The organism is Pantoea alhagi, from assembly GCF_002101395.1.
In the GTDB taxonomy this organism is placed as follows: Bacteria; Pseudomonadota; Gammaproteobacteria; order Enterobacterales; family Enterobacteriaceae; genus Mixta; species Mixta alhagi.
Window position 1 is genome coordinate 2,590,902 of sequence record NZ_CP019706.1, and the last position, 14,539, is coordinate 2,605,440.

At 50.7% G+C, this 14,539-nt stretch carries 15 protein-coding genes and 1 other RNA gene; 6 read left to right on the forward strand and 10 right to left on the reverse strand.

Features of this window, described 5'->3' with window-relative positions; genetic code table 11:
* Positions 1–369 precede the first annotated feature (369 nt).
* The 4 genes from B1H58_RS12145 to smpB form a co-directional block, all read right to left on the reverse strand.
* Positions 370–834, reverse strand: a complete 465-nt coding sequence (locus B1H58_RS12145; RefSeq protein ID WP_085070624.1) for a DUF943 family protein — start codon at positions 832–834, stop codon at positions 370–372.
* Positions 818–1,666, reverse strand: coding sequence for a YPO3983 family protein (locus tag B1H58_RS12150; RefSeq protein WP_085070626.1), 849 nt, complete (start codon positions 1,664–1,666; stop codon positions 818–820). Before B1H58_RS12150 ends, B1H58_RS12145 begins: the two co-directional genes overlap by 17 nt.
* Positions 1,667–2,361: 695 nt before the next feature.
* Positions 2,362–2,725: a transfer-messenger RNA gene (ssrA, locus tag B1H58_RS12155) on the reverse strand.
* A gap of 44 nt (positions 2,726–2,769) precedes the next feature.
* Positions 2,770–3,252: an SsrA-binding protein SmpB gene (gene smpB / locus B1H58_RS12160; protein ID WP_085070628.1), complete on the reverse strand. Its 483-nt coding sequence runs from the start codon at positions 3,250–3,252 to the stop codon at positions 2,770–2,772.
* 159 nt (positions 3,253–3,411) lie between these two features.
* Between smpB and B1H58_RS12165 the strand changes: the two genes are divergently transcribed.
* Together B1H58_RS12165 and B1H58_RS12170 are read left to right on the forward strand one after the other, a co-directional pair.
* Complete coding sequence (locus B1H58_RS12165; protein ID WP_085070630.1) at positions 3,412–3,846, forward strand: type II toxin-antitoxin system RatA family toxin; 435 nt, start codon at positions 3,412–3,414, stop codon at positions 3,844–3,846.
* Entirely contained in the window at positions 3,839–4,126 is a 288-nt protein-coding gene (locus tag B1H58_RS12170; RefSeq protein WP_085070632.1) for an RnfH family protein, read from the forward strand. The genes B1H58_RS12165 and B1H58_RS12170 overlap by 8 nt, the downstream gene beginning before the upstream one ends.
* A 38-nt stretch (positions 4,127–4,164) precedes the next feature.
* Here the strand turns inward: B1H58_RS12170 and bamE are convergent, their stop codons facing one another.
* From bamE to nadK, 3 genes are all read right to left on the reverse strand, one after another.
* The gene (gene bamE / locus B1H58_RS12175) at positions 4,165–4,518 is read right to left on the reverse strand and encodes an outer membrane protein assembly factor BamE (protein WP_085070634.1); all 354 of its coding nucleotides are present in this window, start codon (positions 4,516–4,518) and stop codon (positions 4,165–4,167) included.
* 186 nt (positions 4,519–4,704) lie between these two features.
* Entirely contained in the window at positions 4,705–6,366 is a 1,662-nt protein-coding gene (gene recN, locus B1H58_RS12180) for a DNA repair protein RecN (protein WP_085070636.1), read from the reverse strand.
* 87 nt (positions 6,367–6,453) lie between these two features.
* Positions 6,454–7,332 carry an NAD(+) kinase gene (gene nadK / locus B1H58_RS12185; protein WP_085070638.1) on the reverse strand — a complete coding sequence of 293 codons (879 nt, stop codon included), beginning with the start codon at positions 7,330–7,332 and terminating at the stop codon, positions 6,454–6,456.
* 123 nt (positions 7,333–7,455) lie between these two features.
* Between nadK and grpE the strand changes: the two genes are divergently transcribed.
* Positions 7,456–8,049, forward strand: coding sequence for a nucleotide exchange factor GrpE (gene grpE / locus B1H58_RS12190; RefSeq protein WP_085070640.1), 594 nt, complete (start codon positions 7,456–7,458; stop codon positions 8,047–8,049).
* A gap of 38 nt (positions 8,050–8,087) precedes the next feature.
* Here the strand turns inward: grpE and ung are convergent, their stop codons facing one another.
* Positions 8,088–8,765, reverse strand: a complete 678-nt coding sequence (gene ung, locus B1H58_RS12195) for a uracil-DNA glycosylase (protein WP_085070642.1) — start codon at positions 8,763–8,765, stop codon at positions 8,088–8,090.
* Between the two features lie 272 nt (positions 8,766–9,037).
* Between ung and grcA the strand changes: the two genes are divergently transcribed.
* Positions 9,038–9,421 carry an autonomous glycyl radical cofactor GrcA gene (grcA, locus tag B1H58_RS12200; protein ID WP_085070644.1) on the forward strand — a complete coding sequence of 128 codons (384 nt, stop codon included), beginning with the start codon at positions 9,038–9,040 and terminating at the stop codon, positions 9,419–9,421.
* Between the two features lie 225 nt (positions 9,422–9,646).
* Here grcA and srmB read toward each other — a convergent pair whose 3' ends face one another.
* Positions 9,647–10,990: an ATP-dependent RNA helicase SrmB gene (srmB, locus tag B1H58_RS12205; protein WP_085070646.1), complete on the reverse strand. Its 1,344-nt coding sequence runs from the start codon at positions 10,988–10,990 to the stop codon at positions 9,647–9,649.
* A gap of 132 nt (positions 10,991–11,122) precedes the next feature.
* Between srmB and trmN the strand changes: the two genes are divergently transcribed.
* Positions 11,123–11,860 carry a tRNA(1)(Val) (adenine(37)-N(6))-methyltransferase TrmN gene (gene trmN, locus B1H58_RS12210; protein ID WP_085072300.1) on the forward strand — a complete coding sequence of 246 codons (738 nt, stop codon included), beginning with the start codon at positions 11,123–11,125 and terminating at the stop codon, positions 11,858–11,860.
* Here the strand turns inward: trmN and nadB are convergent.
* The gene (gene nadB / locus B1H58_RS12215) at positions 11,845–13,464 is read right to left on the reverse strand and encodes an L-aspartate oxidase (RefSeq protein WP_085070648.1); all 1,620 of its coding nucleotides are present in this window, start codon (positions 13,462–13,464) and stop codon (positions 11,845–11,847) included. The genes trmN and nadB overlap by 16 nt on opposite strands.
* Positions 13,465–13,938: 474 nt before the next feature.
* On the opposite strand from nadB, the gene rpoE reads away from it, so the two are divergent.
* Positions 13,939–14,514, forward strand: coding sequence for an RNA polymerase sigma factor RpoE (gene rpoE / locus B1H58_RS12220; RefSeq protein WP_085070649.1), 576 nt, complete (start codon positions 13,939–13,941; stop codon positions 14,512–14,514).
* Positions 14,515–14,539 lie beyond the last annotated feature (25 nt).

The window sequence follows — 14,539 nt, forward strand, 5'->3', positions numbered from 1 at the left end:
CTGGAAAAGTTTGGGTGCTACGTTTTGCTACCTTTTTTAGCGGGTGTAACCGGACGCCGTCCGAAAGATGTTGAGACTGGCAACGCCCCTTCCCGGTAATGCTCAGATCCAACATTTTCCTGTGTGCATTTTGCACCTCAACATTTTGGTATGGCACAATGCGCGATTGCGCTGGGATGTGGAAGACGGCAAATCGAAGATTTTAAAGGGAATAGCGTTACCAAAAGATGTTAGGCAGGGGATAAGGCATCGTCGCTTTTCTCCCTGTTAGGATTCCCTCTTTGGCATCTTGCTACTTCCGCCTTCCACCTAGTTGGGCAAGTCGTGGAAGCGGATGATTTTGTTGCTGTTTCTACGCGAGAGGAACAATTATTTATATCTGGTTTTTACCATCTCGCCACTTTTTTTTACTCGATATATTCCATCATCGACCCAAAAAGCCATTCCGGTATTTTTACCGTTTTTAACAAACATGAAAGAGTTTTTATCAATACAGTTTTTTGGTGGTTTCATATCTTTAAAACAAAGCCTGTCGTAACCATCAGTTTCTTTGTAGCCATCTCCGAAATCCCAAAAAATGACAGTAAAAGATCCATCTGAATCTGGTCTAGGGATACCATATTTTTCTTTTAACATATCCTTGTTTTTGAGCCACCAGTCTATTTTCCTTTTATCAGTGAAAGGAAACGTTTTAACTAAAACAGAACTAAAATTTCCTTCTTCATGAACCGCAACGATTTCCACTGGGCGTAGATATATCCGGATAACGTAAGCGAGCAGAGCACAGCCAACCAGAAGAAGGACGAAGAGCTTCTTTTTATTTCTGATCATCATTACGTTCCCCGGAAATTTCAATTGTGGCTTCAATATTTGTCATGAAGGGCTTGAAACTAAACTGATTGAATCGCTGGAGTACAAACCAGATACGGAAAAAACGGAACTGGTTGAACTTGAATTTTGAAATGTCGTCAACATCAAGGCCAAAATGATCCTGAACTTTGTAATGTAAAACTGCATGGTAGCGATTATTATCAATCTGTAAGGACTTTATGGTGATATGCGTCGCCCAGGTATCGTGAACGGTTATCCCCATACCGTTAAAGTTATCCTGGAATCTATCGAATTTTGGTAATTTACCTTGGAGGATAGCCGCTCTTAGAGCATCTTTTTTATCCGTTGGAATGTATTGTTGTTCCCAGTTAATGCTGTTTTTAAGTACATTTTCCAGCAAAAGACGTGTGCTGTTTCTCGAACTGTCATAGAGAATATGATCTTTTAAAGCCCTGTCCAGCGATATATTCCGGAAGGGCTTACCGTTGCCATTCTGCATATGGCCGATCATCTTCTCGATCAGATGGTTGTAAGGTCCATATACCGAGAACAGGCGGGAGAGCAGGCGGAACTCATCAAACAGGATAGCCGCGCACTGCTGACGGGTAATTTTTTCCCCCTCTCCACGGGAGCCGTAAAACATAGACTGTGGCTGATTAAACGGAGTGATTTTCGTCAGGGTATAAGGATTGGCCCTTGTGGAAACATCTACCAGATGATAATGCGTTTTCAGTTGTGCTTCGGTCAGATCGCCACAGCGCATATCTTTAGCGCTGTAGTCGTCCATACGATTTTGGGTAGTGAATATGGTGCAGGGAAACTGTAGTGCGGCCATCGTGACACATTCCTTGTGTTGTCGTCCGTGGAGGTCTTCACAGGGAATAATATGTGATGACAGGTTGGGGTGTAAATCCTGCCCGTAAAATTTTACATATTGCGGGCAGGGGGTTGGGCACTTTACGCTCAATACATTGTTTTACGAACAAAAACAGACAAAATGGTAAGTAAAATTTAATCAGGCACTACGATACCAGCCCATCAATTTGATAAATGCGTTGACTACAGTAAATGCTGCGTTTGAGCCAGCGTTTGCCGTAGTTCCTGAAACAGAGTGCGTATGCGCGCCAATGGCTGTTGTATGTGTATGCGCCCCATTACTATTAGATGTTTTCGTACCATAATTAAACGAACTGGTATTGGCCGAACACGTATGGTTATGTATGAGTAAATTTCCTGTAGTCAGCATGACTATGTTGGAGCCACCTGTGGTCATAACATCGCCGCCCTTGGCGCTGGCCAGTTTTAGTTGACCACTACAGTATTGGTAATGGGCGTGTAGTCCTTGCCATGCCTGTGTTTCCTGCCTGAATTGGTATACGTTGTAGGCATAGATTCTAACGTATACCAATTATCACTGGATTTAGGTGGATTTACTCGGACGATTACAGACACAAAAAAGCCCGCAGGGCTTGCGCCGTGCGGGCTTTCAGGACTTCATCGAATGGTTCTGGTAGCCATCGACCAAGAATTTGGTGGAGCTGGCGGGAGTTGAACCCGCGTCCGAAATTCCTACATCCTCGGTACTACATGCTTAGTCCAGTCTTTACATTCGCTTGTTAGCTGCGGACGGACACGCCACTAACAAACTAGCCTGATTAGTTTTAACGCTTCAACCCCAGGCAGGGTATCCACGCGATCTCTTTTAGGTTTGACCTCTCTTGATCCCCGTCCTAAGAGCGGAGGCTAGGGAGAGAGGGCTCTAAGCAGGTTATTAAGCTGCTAGTGCGTAGTTTTCGTCGTTTGCGACTATTTTTTTGCGGCTTTTAACGAGGCCAACCGCCCCTCGGCATGCACCTTGGGTTTCGCGAATCCCGTCGAATCCAGAATCAGCCCCAAGAATTAAAGAGTATAGCAAAAAAGGTTTGGTCAATCCAGCGCTTAGCGATGGGCATTCTTCATAATGCGTGCTTTATCCAGCTGCCATTCGCGGCTTTTCACATCTTCACGCTTGTCATGCTGTTTCTTACCGCGCGCAACGCCAATTTTAATCTTGCACCAGGCATTTTTCCAGTAGAGCGACAGCGCAACAACCGTATAGCCTTCGCGATTAACGCGGCCGTACAAGCTGTCCAGCTCGCGCTGGTTCAGCAGCAGCTTACGGTTACGCGTAGGATCGCAGACAACATGGCTGGATGCGACCGACAACGGCTGGAAGGTGGCACCGAACAGATAAGCTTCACCGTCACGCAGCAGAATATAGCTGTCGCTGATGTTGGCCTTACCGGCGCGTAGCGATTTAACTTCCCATCCTTGTAGCGCCATTCCCGCTTCGAACTCCTCTTCAATGAAGTATTCATGGCGGGCGCGTTTGTTAAGGGCAATAGTGGCAGAACCGGGTTTATGTGCTTTTTTCTTTGTCATAGTGCAACTTAGTTTACATCAGACCAGTGTTAATCGCATCCCCGGTCCCAAATTCGCCGGGAAAAAAAGCTATTCTAGCACGCCTTGCGATTTAGAGAATTTCTGTTTGACTGTTGAAAATGCTATTATTTGTACGTTTTAGGAATCACAGGAAACGATATGGCCCAGATTAGCCGTTCTGCACTCGTGCCTTACAGTGCTGAACAAATGTACCAGTTAGTTAACGATGTCGATGCCTATCCGGAATTTTTGCCTGGTTGTTCGGGAAGCCGTGTGCTGTCCGCTTCCGAACAGGAGATGACGGCGTCGGTAGATGTTTCTAAAGCTGGTATCAGCAAAACGTTCGTGACGCATAATATGCTCACCAGTAATCAAAGCATCCGCATGCAGCTGGTGGATGGTCCGTTCCGTAAGCTAACCGGCGGCTGGACTTTTACCTCACTGGGTGACGATGCCTGTAAAGTTGAGCTCAATCTGGAGTTCGAATTTACTAACATGCTGGTTGAGCTGGCGTTTGGCCGTATCTTTAAAGAGCTGGCAAACAGTATGGTTCAGGCCTTTACCCAGCGTGCAAAAGAGGTTTACCGTGCCTGAGATCACTGTTGAGGTAGTCTATGCGCTGCCGGAAAAACAGTATGTGCGCCAGGTAACGCTGGTGGAAGGCAGCAGCGTTGAACAGGCGATCCGCGCGTCCGGCTTACTGGAGCTGCGTCATGATATTGACCTGACGCAGAATAAAATCGGCATCTATAGCCGCCCAGTAAAATTGCAGGACGAGGTTAGCGATGGCGATCGCGTGGAAATTTATCGTCCGCTTATCGCCGATCCGAAAGAGCTGCGACGGCAGCGTGCTGAACGTTCGGCAAAAAAATAAAGGCGCTTTCAGCGCCTTTTTTTATGCCCGACAACAGGTTAGTTGTTAGCGTTGTTGCCGCTCAGGTTCGGTTTATTATCGATATTGGTCAGAACGCCGCTGCTGTCGAAAGTCAGCGTCAGCGTTTGCTGGGTTACTTTTTCATGGCCAGGCTGCTGGCGGAATACGTAATACCAGGTATTGTTGCTGAATGGATCGCTCATCATCGGCGTACCCAGCGTATAGGCAACCTGCTGTTTGTTCATGCCCACGCGCAGCTTGGCAACATCAGTGGTCGTGAGATAGTTACCCTGATTGATATCAGGACGGTAAACCACGCGCTCCAGAGTGGAACAGCCAGCAGTCATCATGAGAAGTAACACTGCAGCAGCAGTCAGCGTTTTACAGCGCATTTATACATTCCTTTTTTAGGCTCAACGCCTTTTAAACAGGCGAGTTTGGTGCCAGCACGGTCTGAACACAGCCTGCGATCAATGTGTTTCATTCAGGCGACAAGCTGTCGATGATAATAAACCTGACCGCAGTTGGAAACCTTTACAGAGCAAGCATATGACCGCAGGAATGTAAAAAAGTGCATATCAGGCCGCTAAAAGCTCTTTCGCATTCGCCAGCGTATTCCGCGTCACTTCACTACCGCCCAGCAAACGCGCCAGTTCCTGCAGGCGTGCACGCTTATCCAGCGGCTGCATATGGGTTTCAGTCATCGCGCCGTCAGTCTCTTTGCTGACAAAGAAATGATGATGACCACAACCCGCCACCTGCGGCAGGTGCGTGACGCACATGACCTGCGTTGATTCGCCTAGCTGACGCAACAGCTTGCCAACCACTGCTGCCGTCGGCCCGCTGATACCCACATCCACTTCATCAAAAATCAACGCTGGCGTATCCATCTTACGGGCGGTAATGACCTGAATCGCCAGAGCAATACGTGACAGCTCACCACCGGAAGCCACTTTAGCCAACGGCTGTAATGGCTGCCCCGGGTTGGTGCTGACTCGGAAATCGATGCGATCCGCGCCTTCAGCGGTCAGTTGCTCAGGGTTGAACTGTACGGCAATGGTAAACTGACCGTGCGGCATTGAGAGCGCATGCATGCTCTCGGTAATCAGCTGAGTTAACTCCTGTGCGTAATGCACGCGTTGCTCATGCAGCTTCTGTGCGCTGGCAAGTGCCGCCTGATGATGCTGCGTCACCGCCATGCTCAGCGTTTCCTGATCGCTCTCCTGCTGCGACAGTAGCTGCTCTTCATCCAGCAGCTGCTGATGGAAGGCCGGTAACGCCTCTGGCGCAACGTGATGCTTACGCGCCAGGCTTATCTGACGTGACAGGCGCTGCTCCAGCTCATACAGCCGGTTGGGATCGAGATCGAGACGATCGCAGTAATGACGAAGCTCATCGCTTGCTTCACTAATCTGGATGGAGGCTTCTTCCAGCATGTTCAGCACGCCGCCCAGTTTTTCATCCATCGTGACCAGTTCGCCCATCATCTGACGTGCGGTATAGAGCAGGCTTTGCAAATTACTGTCGTCGCCATCGGCCAGCAAGTGAAGCGCCTGCTGGCTGGTGGAAAGCAGCTGACCGCTGTTAGCGAGGCGTTTGTATTCCTCGTCAATTTGTTCGAACTCACCAACGACTGGGGCAAACTCATTCAGCTCTTTTAGCTGATATTGCAGCAGTTCGCGTCTTGCTTCGCGTTCCTGCATCTGCTGTTGATGTTGCGCCAGTGCGCGGCAGCTCTGGTGCCACTGACGATAGTTGGCCGCCATGCTCTGCATCAGCAGCGGCTGATCGGCATAGGCGTCCAGCAGAGATTTTTGATGTTCCGGCTTTAACAGCAGCTGATGCGCATGCTGACCATGAATCTGAATTAGCAGCTGGCCTAAATCGCGCAGCTGAGAGAGCGGCACTGCGGTGCCATTGATAAAACCACGGGAGCGACCATCGCTGCTGATTACGCGGCGCAGCAGGCACTCCTGGCCGTCGTCCAGCTGATTTTCTTCCAGCCAACGCAGGGCAGAAGGTGTATCTTTCAGATTAAAGCGGGCGCAGAGATCGGCACGATTAGCGCCCTGGCGCACCATATCCACTTCAGCACGGCCGCCCAGACAGAGGCCCAGCGCATCGATAGCAATGGATTTACCAGCACCGGTCTCCCCGGTAATCGCGGTCATGCCACGTTGAAAATCAATTTCCAGCTCGCGAACAATTGCAAAATTACTGATGGTAAGTTGGGCCAGCATATGTGCCTTCCTGTACATAAACACAGACATGGTTTTTCGTACAGTATAATCTGGTTTTATATACAGTAAAGCGGCACGTTGCGCTTTTTAAAATAATTTTTTCGACCAGCCGAGTTTGGAACTTAGCGTATTGAAATAGCTGTAATTTTTTGGGTGAATCAGGTTGAGGTGATAGTCGCTGCGGCGTACCAGCACATCTTCGCCCTCCTGGATAGGCAGCGCGATTTGACTGTCACAGCTGATCTCCAGATCGTTGCGCAGGTCGGAAAAACGCAGGCGAATAGTGCTGCTGCTGTTGATGACCAGCGGGCGAGCAGAAAGGGTATGCGGAAACATTGGCACCAGTGCGATGGCATCCAGCGATGGCGTTAAAATTGGGCCGCCAGCCGAAAGAGAGTAGGCGGTAGAGCCGGTAGGCGTAGAGATAATCAGACCGTCAGAGCGCTGCGAGAATGCGAAATTCTCATCGATATAAACCTCAAACTCAATCATATGCGCCACTTTGCCCGGATGCAGCACCACCTCATTAATCGCGGTGCCAATACGCGGCGCGCCTTCGCCACGGCACACGCGCGCTTCCAGCAGAAAACGTTTTTCCGTGATGTATTCGCCGCGCAGCACATCATCCAGCTGCTGTTGCGCATTATCCGGATCCAGATCGGTGAGAAAGCCCAGATTGCCGCGGTTGATGCCGATAACTTTTATATCGTAACGTGCCAGTACACGTGCCGCGCCCAGCATATTGCCATCGCCGCCGACCACTACCGCCAGATCGGCGCGTTGACCAATTTCCGCCAGCGAGCCAGTTTGCACATGCTCCAGCGACAGTTCGCGCGCAATTTGTTGTTCAACAATAACTTCGTAGCCTTTCTCGCTAAGCCAGCGCCAGAGCATTTCGTGAGTGGTCAGGGCGGTAGGATGACGCGGATGTCCGACGATGCCGATGCACTGGAAATGTTTGTTCATTATGCTGGTTTTCCTCATGGGGCAATTCTGCCCTGACATTGTGACTGGTTCCCTTGAAACCATTAATCTGATCCCCATAATAAGCGAACCAGCGAGATGAATGTGCAAAACGCGGAGAAATTCATGAGTAGTAAAGATCAGAAAGCACCAAACGAGCAAGTCTCAGACGAGATTGAAATGGAACAGCAGCAAAACGAGAGCGTGGAGACGGCAGAGTCTGAAGCAGACGTGGTGGATCCGCGTGATGAACGTATTGCTCAGCTTGAAGAGCAGCTGGCCGGATTACAGAACGGCGTACGTGATGCTCAGCTGCGTGCGCAGGCAGAGATTGAAAATATCCGCCGCCGTACCGAGCTGGATGTGGAAAAAGCGCATAAGTTTGCGCTGGAAAAATTCGCTAATGAGCTGCTTCCGGTGATCGATAGCCTGGAACGTGCGCTGGAAGTGGCGGATAAAACCAATCCGGAACTGAATGCGATGATCGAAGGTATCGAGCTGACGCTGAAGTCTCTGCTGGCTGCGGTACGTAAATTCGGCGTTGAGGTGGTAGGTGAAACCAATGTGCCGTTTAATCCCGATGTTCATCAGGCGATGTCGATGATGGAATCGGACGACGTTGCGCCGAACCACGTTATGATGGTGATGCAGCGCGGTTATACCCTGAATGGTCGTTTGCTGCGCCCGGCGATGGTTGCCGTGGCGAAAGCCAAAGGCTAATTCTGCTCGCGCCGTGGCTCAGTCACGGCGCGGTTGCTTCAGGGAAGATGCGGTGTCCAGTCAATTGGCTTATCGCCCTGCTGCGTCAGAATCTCATTGGTGCGGGAAAAGTGCCTACAGCCAAAAAATCCCCGATGGGCAGAAAGCGGGGAGGGATGCGGTGCCTTCAGTACATGATGTCGTTGCGTATCAATAATGCTGCCTTTCTTCTGCGCATGTGAGCCCCAGAGTAAAAACACCACGTTTTCACGCGTCTCGTTAATAACGGCAATCACCCGATCGGTAAAAGTTTCCCAGCCAAAACGCGCATGGGAATGCGCTTTGCCCGCCTCGACAGTTAAAACCGTATTCAACAGCAGCACGCCTTGTTTTGCCCAGCTTTCTAAAAAACCATGATTCGGACGCGTAAAGCCGGGAATATCCTGCTCCAGTTCTTTATACATATTCATTAACGAAGGCGGAACCGCAACGCCAGGCCTGACGCTAAATGCCAGACCGTGCGCCTGGTTAGGACCGTGATAGGGATCCTGCCCTAAAATAACAACTTTTACATCGTTCAGTTCGGTCAGACGAAACGCGTTAAACACATCTTCTTTCGGCGGATAAACCGTAACGCCTGCCGCGCGTTCTTGCGCCACCATCTTCAGCGTTTCAATAAAATAGGGCTGCTCTTTTTCCGTTGCCAGCACATCATGCCAGGTTGTTGCTTTATCCATGACGTTCTTCCTTCTTAAAGTAAAACATCAGAGTAGCGACTCTGCGCGCATGAGCAACCCCCAAAATAAATTGAGAATTTACAAAAATAATTTATCCGGGAAAGTTGATTCAAAACAAAAGTTTAGCTTTATTCCAATTCTGGCCCCAGGCATTTAATTGATTTGTATCAAAGTTGGTCAGGCAATGCATTGGTATATAAACAGACGGATGTTTTTTAAACGCAAATCTGACGCCGTCATGGCGTTGGCGTCATTACGCCTGGGAGGCAAATATGATTACAGGTATTCAAATTACAAAAACCAATAACAATGCACTGCTTAACTCGTTCTGGCTGCTGGATGATGAAAAGTCTGAAGCACGTTGCGTCTGTGCAAAAGGCGATTACACCGAAGATCAAATTGTGCCGGTAAGCGATCTCGGACAATTCGAGTATCGCGAAGTCCCGCTGGAAATGAAACCGCAGGTACGCGTGGAAGGCGGTCAGCATCTGAACGTTAACGTGCTGCGTCGTGAAACGCTGGAAGATGCGGTTAAACATCCGGAAAAATATCCGCAGCTGACCATCCGTGTGTCAGGCTATGCCGTGCGTTTTAACTCACTGACCCCCGAACAGCAACGTGATGTAATTACACGTACTTTTACTGAGAGCCTGTAAGCTAAAAAGGTTCTGAAGGTTGCAGGCGCGTTGAAAAAAGCAGCGCGCCAGAAAGGGGAAAAGAGATTCAGAAACAATAGCCTGTAAACGCTTATCGTTTACCGTCTGACAATCTTTAAGTTTTTTAACGGGTTGGCGTCAAAACTTGCGTACAGGTCCTGATTTCCTCATTCAGCCTGAAAAAAAAACCGCCCATTATTGGCGGTTTTTTGTTGCCCGGTGCAATTATTCAGCACCATCTTTATTCGTATCGCTACCGTTAGCGGCGGCAGGTTTGCGTCGCTTACCGATATTTTTGCGGTCGCGGTGACGTACTTTAACGCGTGGCTTGTTCTCTTCTTCTTTTTTCTTCTCTTTCTCTTTACGCTTCGCCAGTACTTTCTTCGACGGCTTGCCTTTTAATTTCTGGCTGGGCGCGCGCGTAGCGGGGCGCAGCTCATCAATAGTGCGCGCTTTCAGCGGCTCACTGATGTAGCGGCTGATTTTCTCCAGCAGCAGATAATCGTGCGCTTCGACCAGCGACAGCGCCGTACCTTTACGACCCGCGCGACCGGTGCGACCAATACGGTGCAAATAGACATCCGCCGTGCGAGGCAGATCGAAGTTAAACACATGGCTGACATCATCCACATCGATGCCGCGTGCGGCCACATCGGTGGCCACCAGCACATTAACCCGACCATCCATCAGACGCTTCAGCGCTTCGTTACGCTTTGCCTGCACCATCTCGCCTTCCAGATAGCTGGTCTGAATACCGGCTTCACGCAGCCAGCCGACCAGTTCATGCACACGCTCGCGCTTACGCACAAAGACGATAGAGCGGGTGGCTTCCGGCTGTTTCAGCAGATGTACCAGCAATTTGGTCTTATGGGCGACATCATCTGCGCGGTAATACCATTGTTGGATCTTTTTACGTTCACGACGTGAAGGATCGGAATCGATTTCCACCGGCTCTTTAAGCAGACGTTCGGCAAAATCTTTAATGCCGTCGCCTTCCAGCGTGGCAGAAAAGAGCATGGTTTGCTTGCGCCAGCGCGTTTCCGCCGCGATAGTCTCGATGTCCTGCGCAAAACCCATGTCCAGCATGCGGTCCGCTTCGTCGAGGATCAGGATCTCTACTGCCCGACAGTCGAAGTTTTCTTCTTTGATGTATTGCAGCAGGCGTCCCGTGGTGGCTACCACGATATCCTGGTTTTCGCTGAACACTTCAGCGTGGTTCATATAGGCCACGCCGCCGGTAATGGTGGCGATGTCCAGCTGAGTATGCTTAGCCAGCTCCTGCGCCTGATCGGCAACCTGCATCGCCAGTTCGCGCGTCGGCGTCAGGATTAATACCCGTGGCGGACCAGATTTTTTACGCGGGAAATCCAGCAGATGTTGCAGCGCAGGCAAAAGATAAGCCGCCGTTTTCCCGGTCCCGGTTGGTGCTGAACCCAACACGTCGCGACCATCCAGCGCAGGGGGAATCGCTTCTGCCTGAATAGCGGTAGGGCGGGAAAAGCCTTTGTCCTGCAGGGCATCCAGCAGGCTTTCGTCAAGTTCGAGTTCGGAGAATGTGGTTGCGGTCATGTTCTACCTCAGTTTGGGGCGCTGATTATAGACAGATTGGCGACGATCTTCATCTGTTTGTCGGCAGTTTATCGCTTTTAACCCTTTCTTATTTCCCCTATGCTGGCACCGTTTTTGTCTTTGGTCCTGATTATGTCGCAATCAAAACGCCAGTTACGTGGCAACGGCTTTACTTTTAAACGTTTTTTTATCGCACACGATCGCTGTGCGATGAAAGTTGGCACCGACAGCATTTTGCTGGGCGCGTGGGCACCGGTGGCGCAGGCTGCGCGTGTTCTGGATATCGGCAGCGGCAGCGGTCTGTTGGCATTAATGCTGGCGCAGCGCACCGCCGAAGCGGTAGCGATTGATGCTGTAGAGCTGGATGAAGAGGCGGCAGCGCAGGCAGCCGAAAATGCTGCGCGTTCGCCCTGGGCGCAGCGTATTCATATCCATCAGGCTGATATTACTGATTGGGCAAAACGTCAGGAACAACGTTATTCGCTGATTGTCAGCAATCCGCCCTATTTTACGCCGGGGCCAGCCTGTGCTTCATCCGCACGGGATAAGGCGCGCGCCACGCATACCCTGAACCATGAAAGTTTATTGCAGTGCGCGGAAACGCTGATTGACGAAGAGGGCTTCTTTTGCCTGGTATTGCCGGAAGAAGAGGGCAAGCGGTTCGTCAGCATGGCGCTGGCGCGTGGCTGGCATCTGCGTTTCCGTAATGATGTGGCGGAAAACAGCACGCGACTGCCGCATCGCGTGCTGCTGGGGCTTTCGCCGGTTGCGGGAGAGCTGTTACAGGAGCGCATGGTAATTCGCGGGCCAGACCAGCATTACTCCCCGGCTTTCTGCAGCCTGACGCAGGACTTTTATCTGTTTATGTAACCCGGCGGCGTCAGGATCGTTGGGCCTGAATCCGGCAGCATTGCAGGATAGTCGAGCGTAAAGTGCAGGCCCCGGCTCTCTTTACGCAGCATGGCGCTCTGGATAATCAGTTCGGCAACCTGCGCCAGGTTCCTTAGCTCCAACAGGTTGTTCGAGATACGGAAATGGCGGTAATACTCTTCTATTTCCTGCTGGAGCAGAGCAATGCGGCGGCTGGCGCGCTCCAGGCGTTTGGTGGTGCGCACAATGCCGACGTAATCCCACATAAACAGCCGCAGCTCATGCCAGTTGTGCTGGATCACTACCCGTTCGTCCGAATCGTCCACCTGGCTCTCATCCCAGGCCGGTAGCCTGTCGATACGCGCAATATGCGACAGCGTACGCTCCATCTCTTCTGCGGCAGACCAGCCATATACCAGACACTCCAGCAGTGAGTTCGACGCCATACGGTTAGCGCCATGTAAACCGGTATAGCTCACTTCTCCGATGGCGTAGAGGCCCGCTACATCGGTACAACCATGATGATCAACCATAACGCCGCCACAGGTGTAATGGGCCGCCGGCACAATCGGTATCGGCTCGCGGGTTAAATCGAAACCCAGCGAGCGTAGCTTCTCATCAATCATCGGAAAGTGAGCGCGAATAAAATCAGCGGGCTGATGGCTGATATCCAGATACATACATTCGGCACCAAGCCGTTTCATCTCATGATCGATCGCGCGCGCGACAATATCGCGCGGCGCCAGCTCGGCGCGCTCATCAAAATCAGGCATAAAACGACTGCCGTCAGGACGACGTAAATAAGCGCCTTCGCCGCGCAACGCCTCGGTTAATAAGAAATTGCGCGCCTGAGGATGATAGAGACAGGTCGGATGAAACTGGTTGAATTCCATATTGGCCACGCGGCAGCCGGCACGCCAGGCCATAGCAACCCCATCGCCGGAGGCGACGTCAGGATTGGTGGTGTACTGGTAAACCTTAGCCGCGCCGCCGGTGGCCAGCACCACGGCGCGTGCGCTACAGGTTTCCACCTGCTCCCGATTACGATTCCAAATCCAGGCACCCAGCACACGGCGTGGCCCGGACATGCCCAGCCGGTCAGAGAGAATAAGATCAACGGCATTCGTACGTTCCAGAATGCGAATATTGGGATGACTTAGCGCCTGGCTCACCAGCGTGGTCACTACTTCGCGCCCGGTAGCGTCCGCGCTGTGTAAAATGCGACGATGGCTGTGACCGCCTTCGCGTGTCAGGTGATAGCGTTCCTCGCCGTCAGGCTGGGTTTCTTTATCGAAGGCGACGCCATGTTTTATGAGCCACTCAACGCAGTGGCGCGCATTGCTGGCGATAAAATCCACCGCATCGCGCTCACACAGCCCAGCTCCGGCAATCAGCGTATCCTCTACGTGAGATTCGATGCTGTCCATCTCATCAAAAACGGCGGCAATACCACCCTGCGCATAGAGACTTGAACCTTCGCTGACCGGCCCTTTACTTAACACAGTGACCTGTTGCGTCTCTGCCAGCCGCAGCGCCAATGACAAACCGGCCGCGCCGCTGCCAATAATCAAAACATCGCACTGGTAATCGGAAAAATCGCTCATGGTGTTTATTTTACTAAACAAGTGGTCATGCGAGCATAAGCGGAAAAAGCGGATTAAAAAAGAGATTAAACGTGATGAAAGCAAGATCTAAAGCAAAGTAACGTTTGTTTTGGCGCTGGCATCACCGCTTTTTGCTTTAAAAAGTCTGAGAAATGGCTGTTTTAACGGTAATTTGTTTATTATGGCGAACAAGGTGCAATAATTACGCGTTAGTGATGAAAATGTCATGCGCATCGGGTACTCTGCGGCTTACGTCAGATAGCCGGTTAATGATGAAAAACAGGTCGGCGCCGTACGTTTCCTCAGCATATTTAAATGTTTTGTTAGGTAAAACTACCCGGTGACGCAACAAAAAGGTGGCTTAACTGAACTATTGTCTTATGACCGGCTCTAACGAAGGCTTGCTCATAAAGTTGAGTGATTGCTGGTGGTTCATTTATGCGTGGAGAATGATTTGAGGAGACATTACCTCGGATGAGCGAGCAATTAACGGATCAGATTCTCGTTGAACGGGTACAGAAAGGAGATCAGAAGTCATTCAATTTACTGGTTGTACGTTACCAGCATAAAGTGGCGAGCCTGGTTTCGCGCTACGTACCGTCAGGCGATGTACCCGATGTGGTACAAGAATCTTTTATTAAGGCTTATCGTGCGCTTGATTCATTTCGCGGCGATAGCGCGTTTTATACCTGGTTATACCGTATTGCCGTTAACACCGCGAAAAACTATCTGGTTGCTCAGGGGAGACGCCCGCCATCCAGCGATGTGGATGCGATGGAGGCTGAAAATTTTGAAAGCGCCGGGGCGCTGAAAGAAATTTCGAACCCTGAGAATCTAATGTTGTCTGATGAACTGAAACAGGTAGTGTTCCGTACCATTGAATCGCTCCCGGAAGATCTGCGTATGGCGATCACGCTGCGGGAGTTGGATGGTCTAAGCTATGAAGAGATAGCTGCCATCATGGATTGTCCGGTAGGCACCGTCCGCTCGCGTATTTTTCGCGCACGAGAGGCCATCGATAACAAAGTTCAACCACTTATCCAACGTTAGAAATAACGGATACAGGAAGGGTACT

Bases quoted from the DNA above. Each gene is read 5' to 3' on its own strand.
- grpE (WP_085070640.1), top strand. From the start codon at position 7,456: ATGAGTAGTAAAGATCAGAAAGCACCAAACGAGCAAGTCTCAGACGAG.
- srmB (WP_085070646.1), bottom strand. From the start codon at position 10,990: ATGACCGCAACCACATTCTCCGAACTCGAACTTGACGAAAGCCTGCTG.
- ung (WP_085070642.1), bottom strand. From the start codon at position 8,765: ATGGATAAAGCAACAACCTGGCATGATGTGCTGGCAACGGAAAAAGAG.
- nadB (WP_085070648.1), bottom strand. From the start codon at position 13,464: ATGAGCGATTTTTCCGATTACCAGTGCGATGTTTTGATTATTGGCAGC.
- trmN (WP_085072300.1), top strand. From the start codon at position 11,123: ATGTCGCAATCAAAACGCCAGTTACGTGGCAACGGCTTTACTTTTAAA.
- recN (WP_085070636.1), bottom strand. From the start codon at position 6,366: ATGCTGGCCCAACTTACCATCAGTAATTTTGCAATTGTTCGCGAGCTG.
- grcA (WP_085070644.1), top strand. From the start codon at position 9,038: ATGATTACAGGTATTCAAATTACAAAAACCAATAACAATGCACTGCTT.
- smpB (WP_085070628.1), bottom strand. From the start codon at position 3,252: ATGACAAAGAAAAAAGCACATAAACCCGGTTCTGCCACTATTGCCCTT.
- B1H58_RS12150 (WP_085070626.1), bottom strand. From the start codon at position 1,666: ATGGCCGCACTACAGTTTCCCTGCACCATATTCACTACCCAAAATCGT.
- B1H58_RS12145 (WP_085070624.1), bottom strand. From the start codon at position 834: ATGATGATCAGAAATAAAAAGAAGCTCTTCGTCCTTCTTCTGGTTGGC.
- rpoE (WP_085070649.1), top strand. From the start codon at position 13,939: ATGAGCGAGCAATTAACGGATCAGATTCTCGTTGAACGGGTACAGAAA.
- nadK (WP_085070638.1), bottom strand. From the start codon at position 7,332: ATGAACAAACATTTCCAGTGCATCGGCATCGTCGGACATCCGCGTCAT.
- bamE (WP_085070634.1), bottom strand. From the start codon at position 4,518: ATGCGCTGTAAAACGCTGACTGCTGCTGCAGTGTTACTTCTCATGATG.
- B1H58_RS12165 (WP_085070630.1), top strand. From the start codon at position 3,412: ATGGCCCAGATTAGCCGTTCTGCACTCGTGCCTTACAGTGCTGAACAA.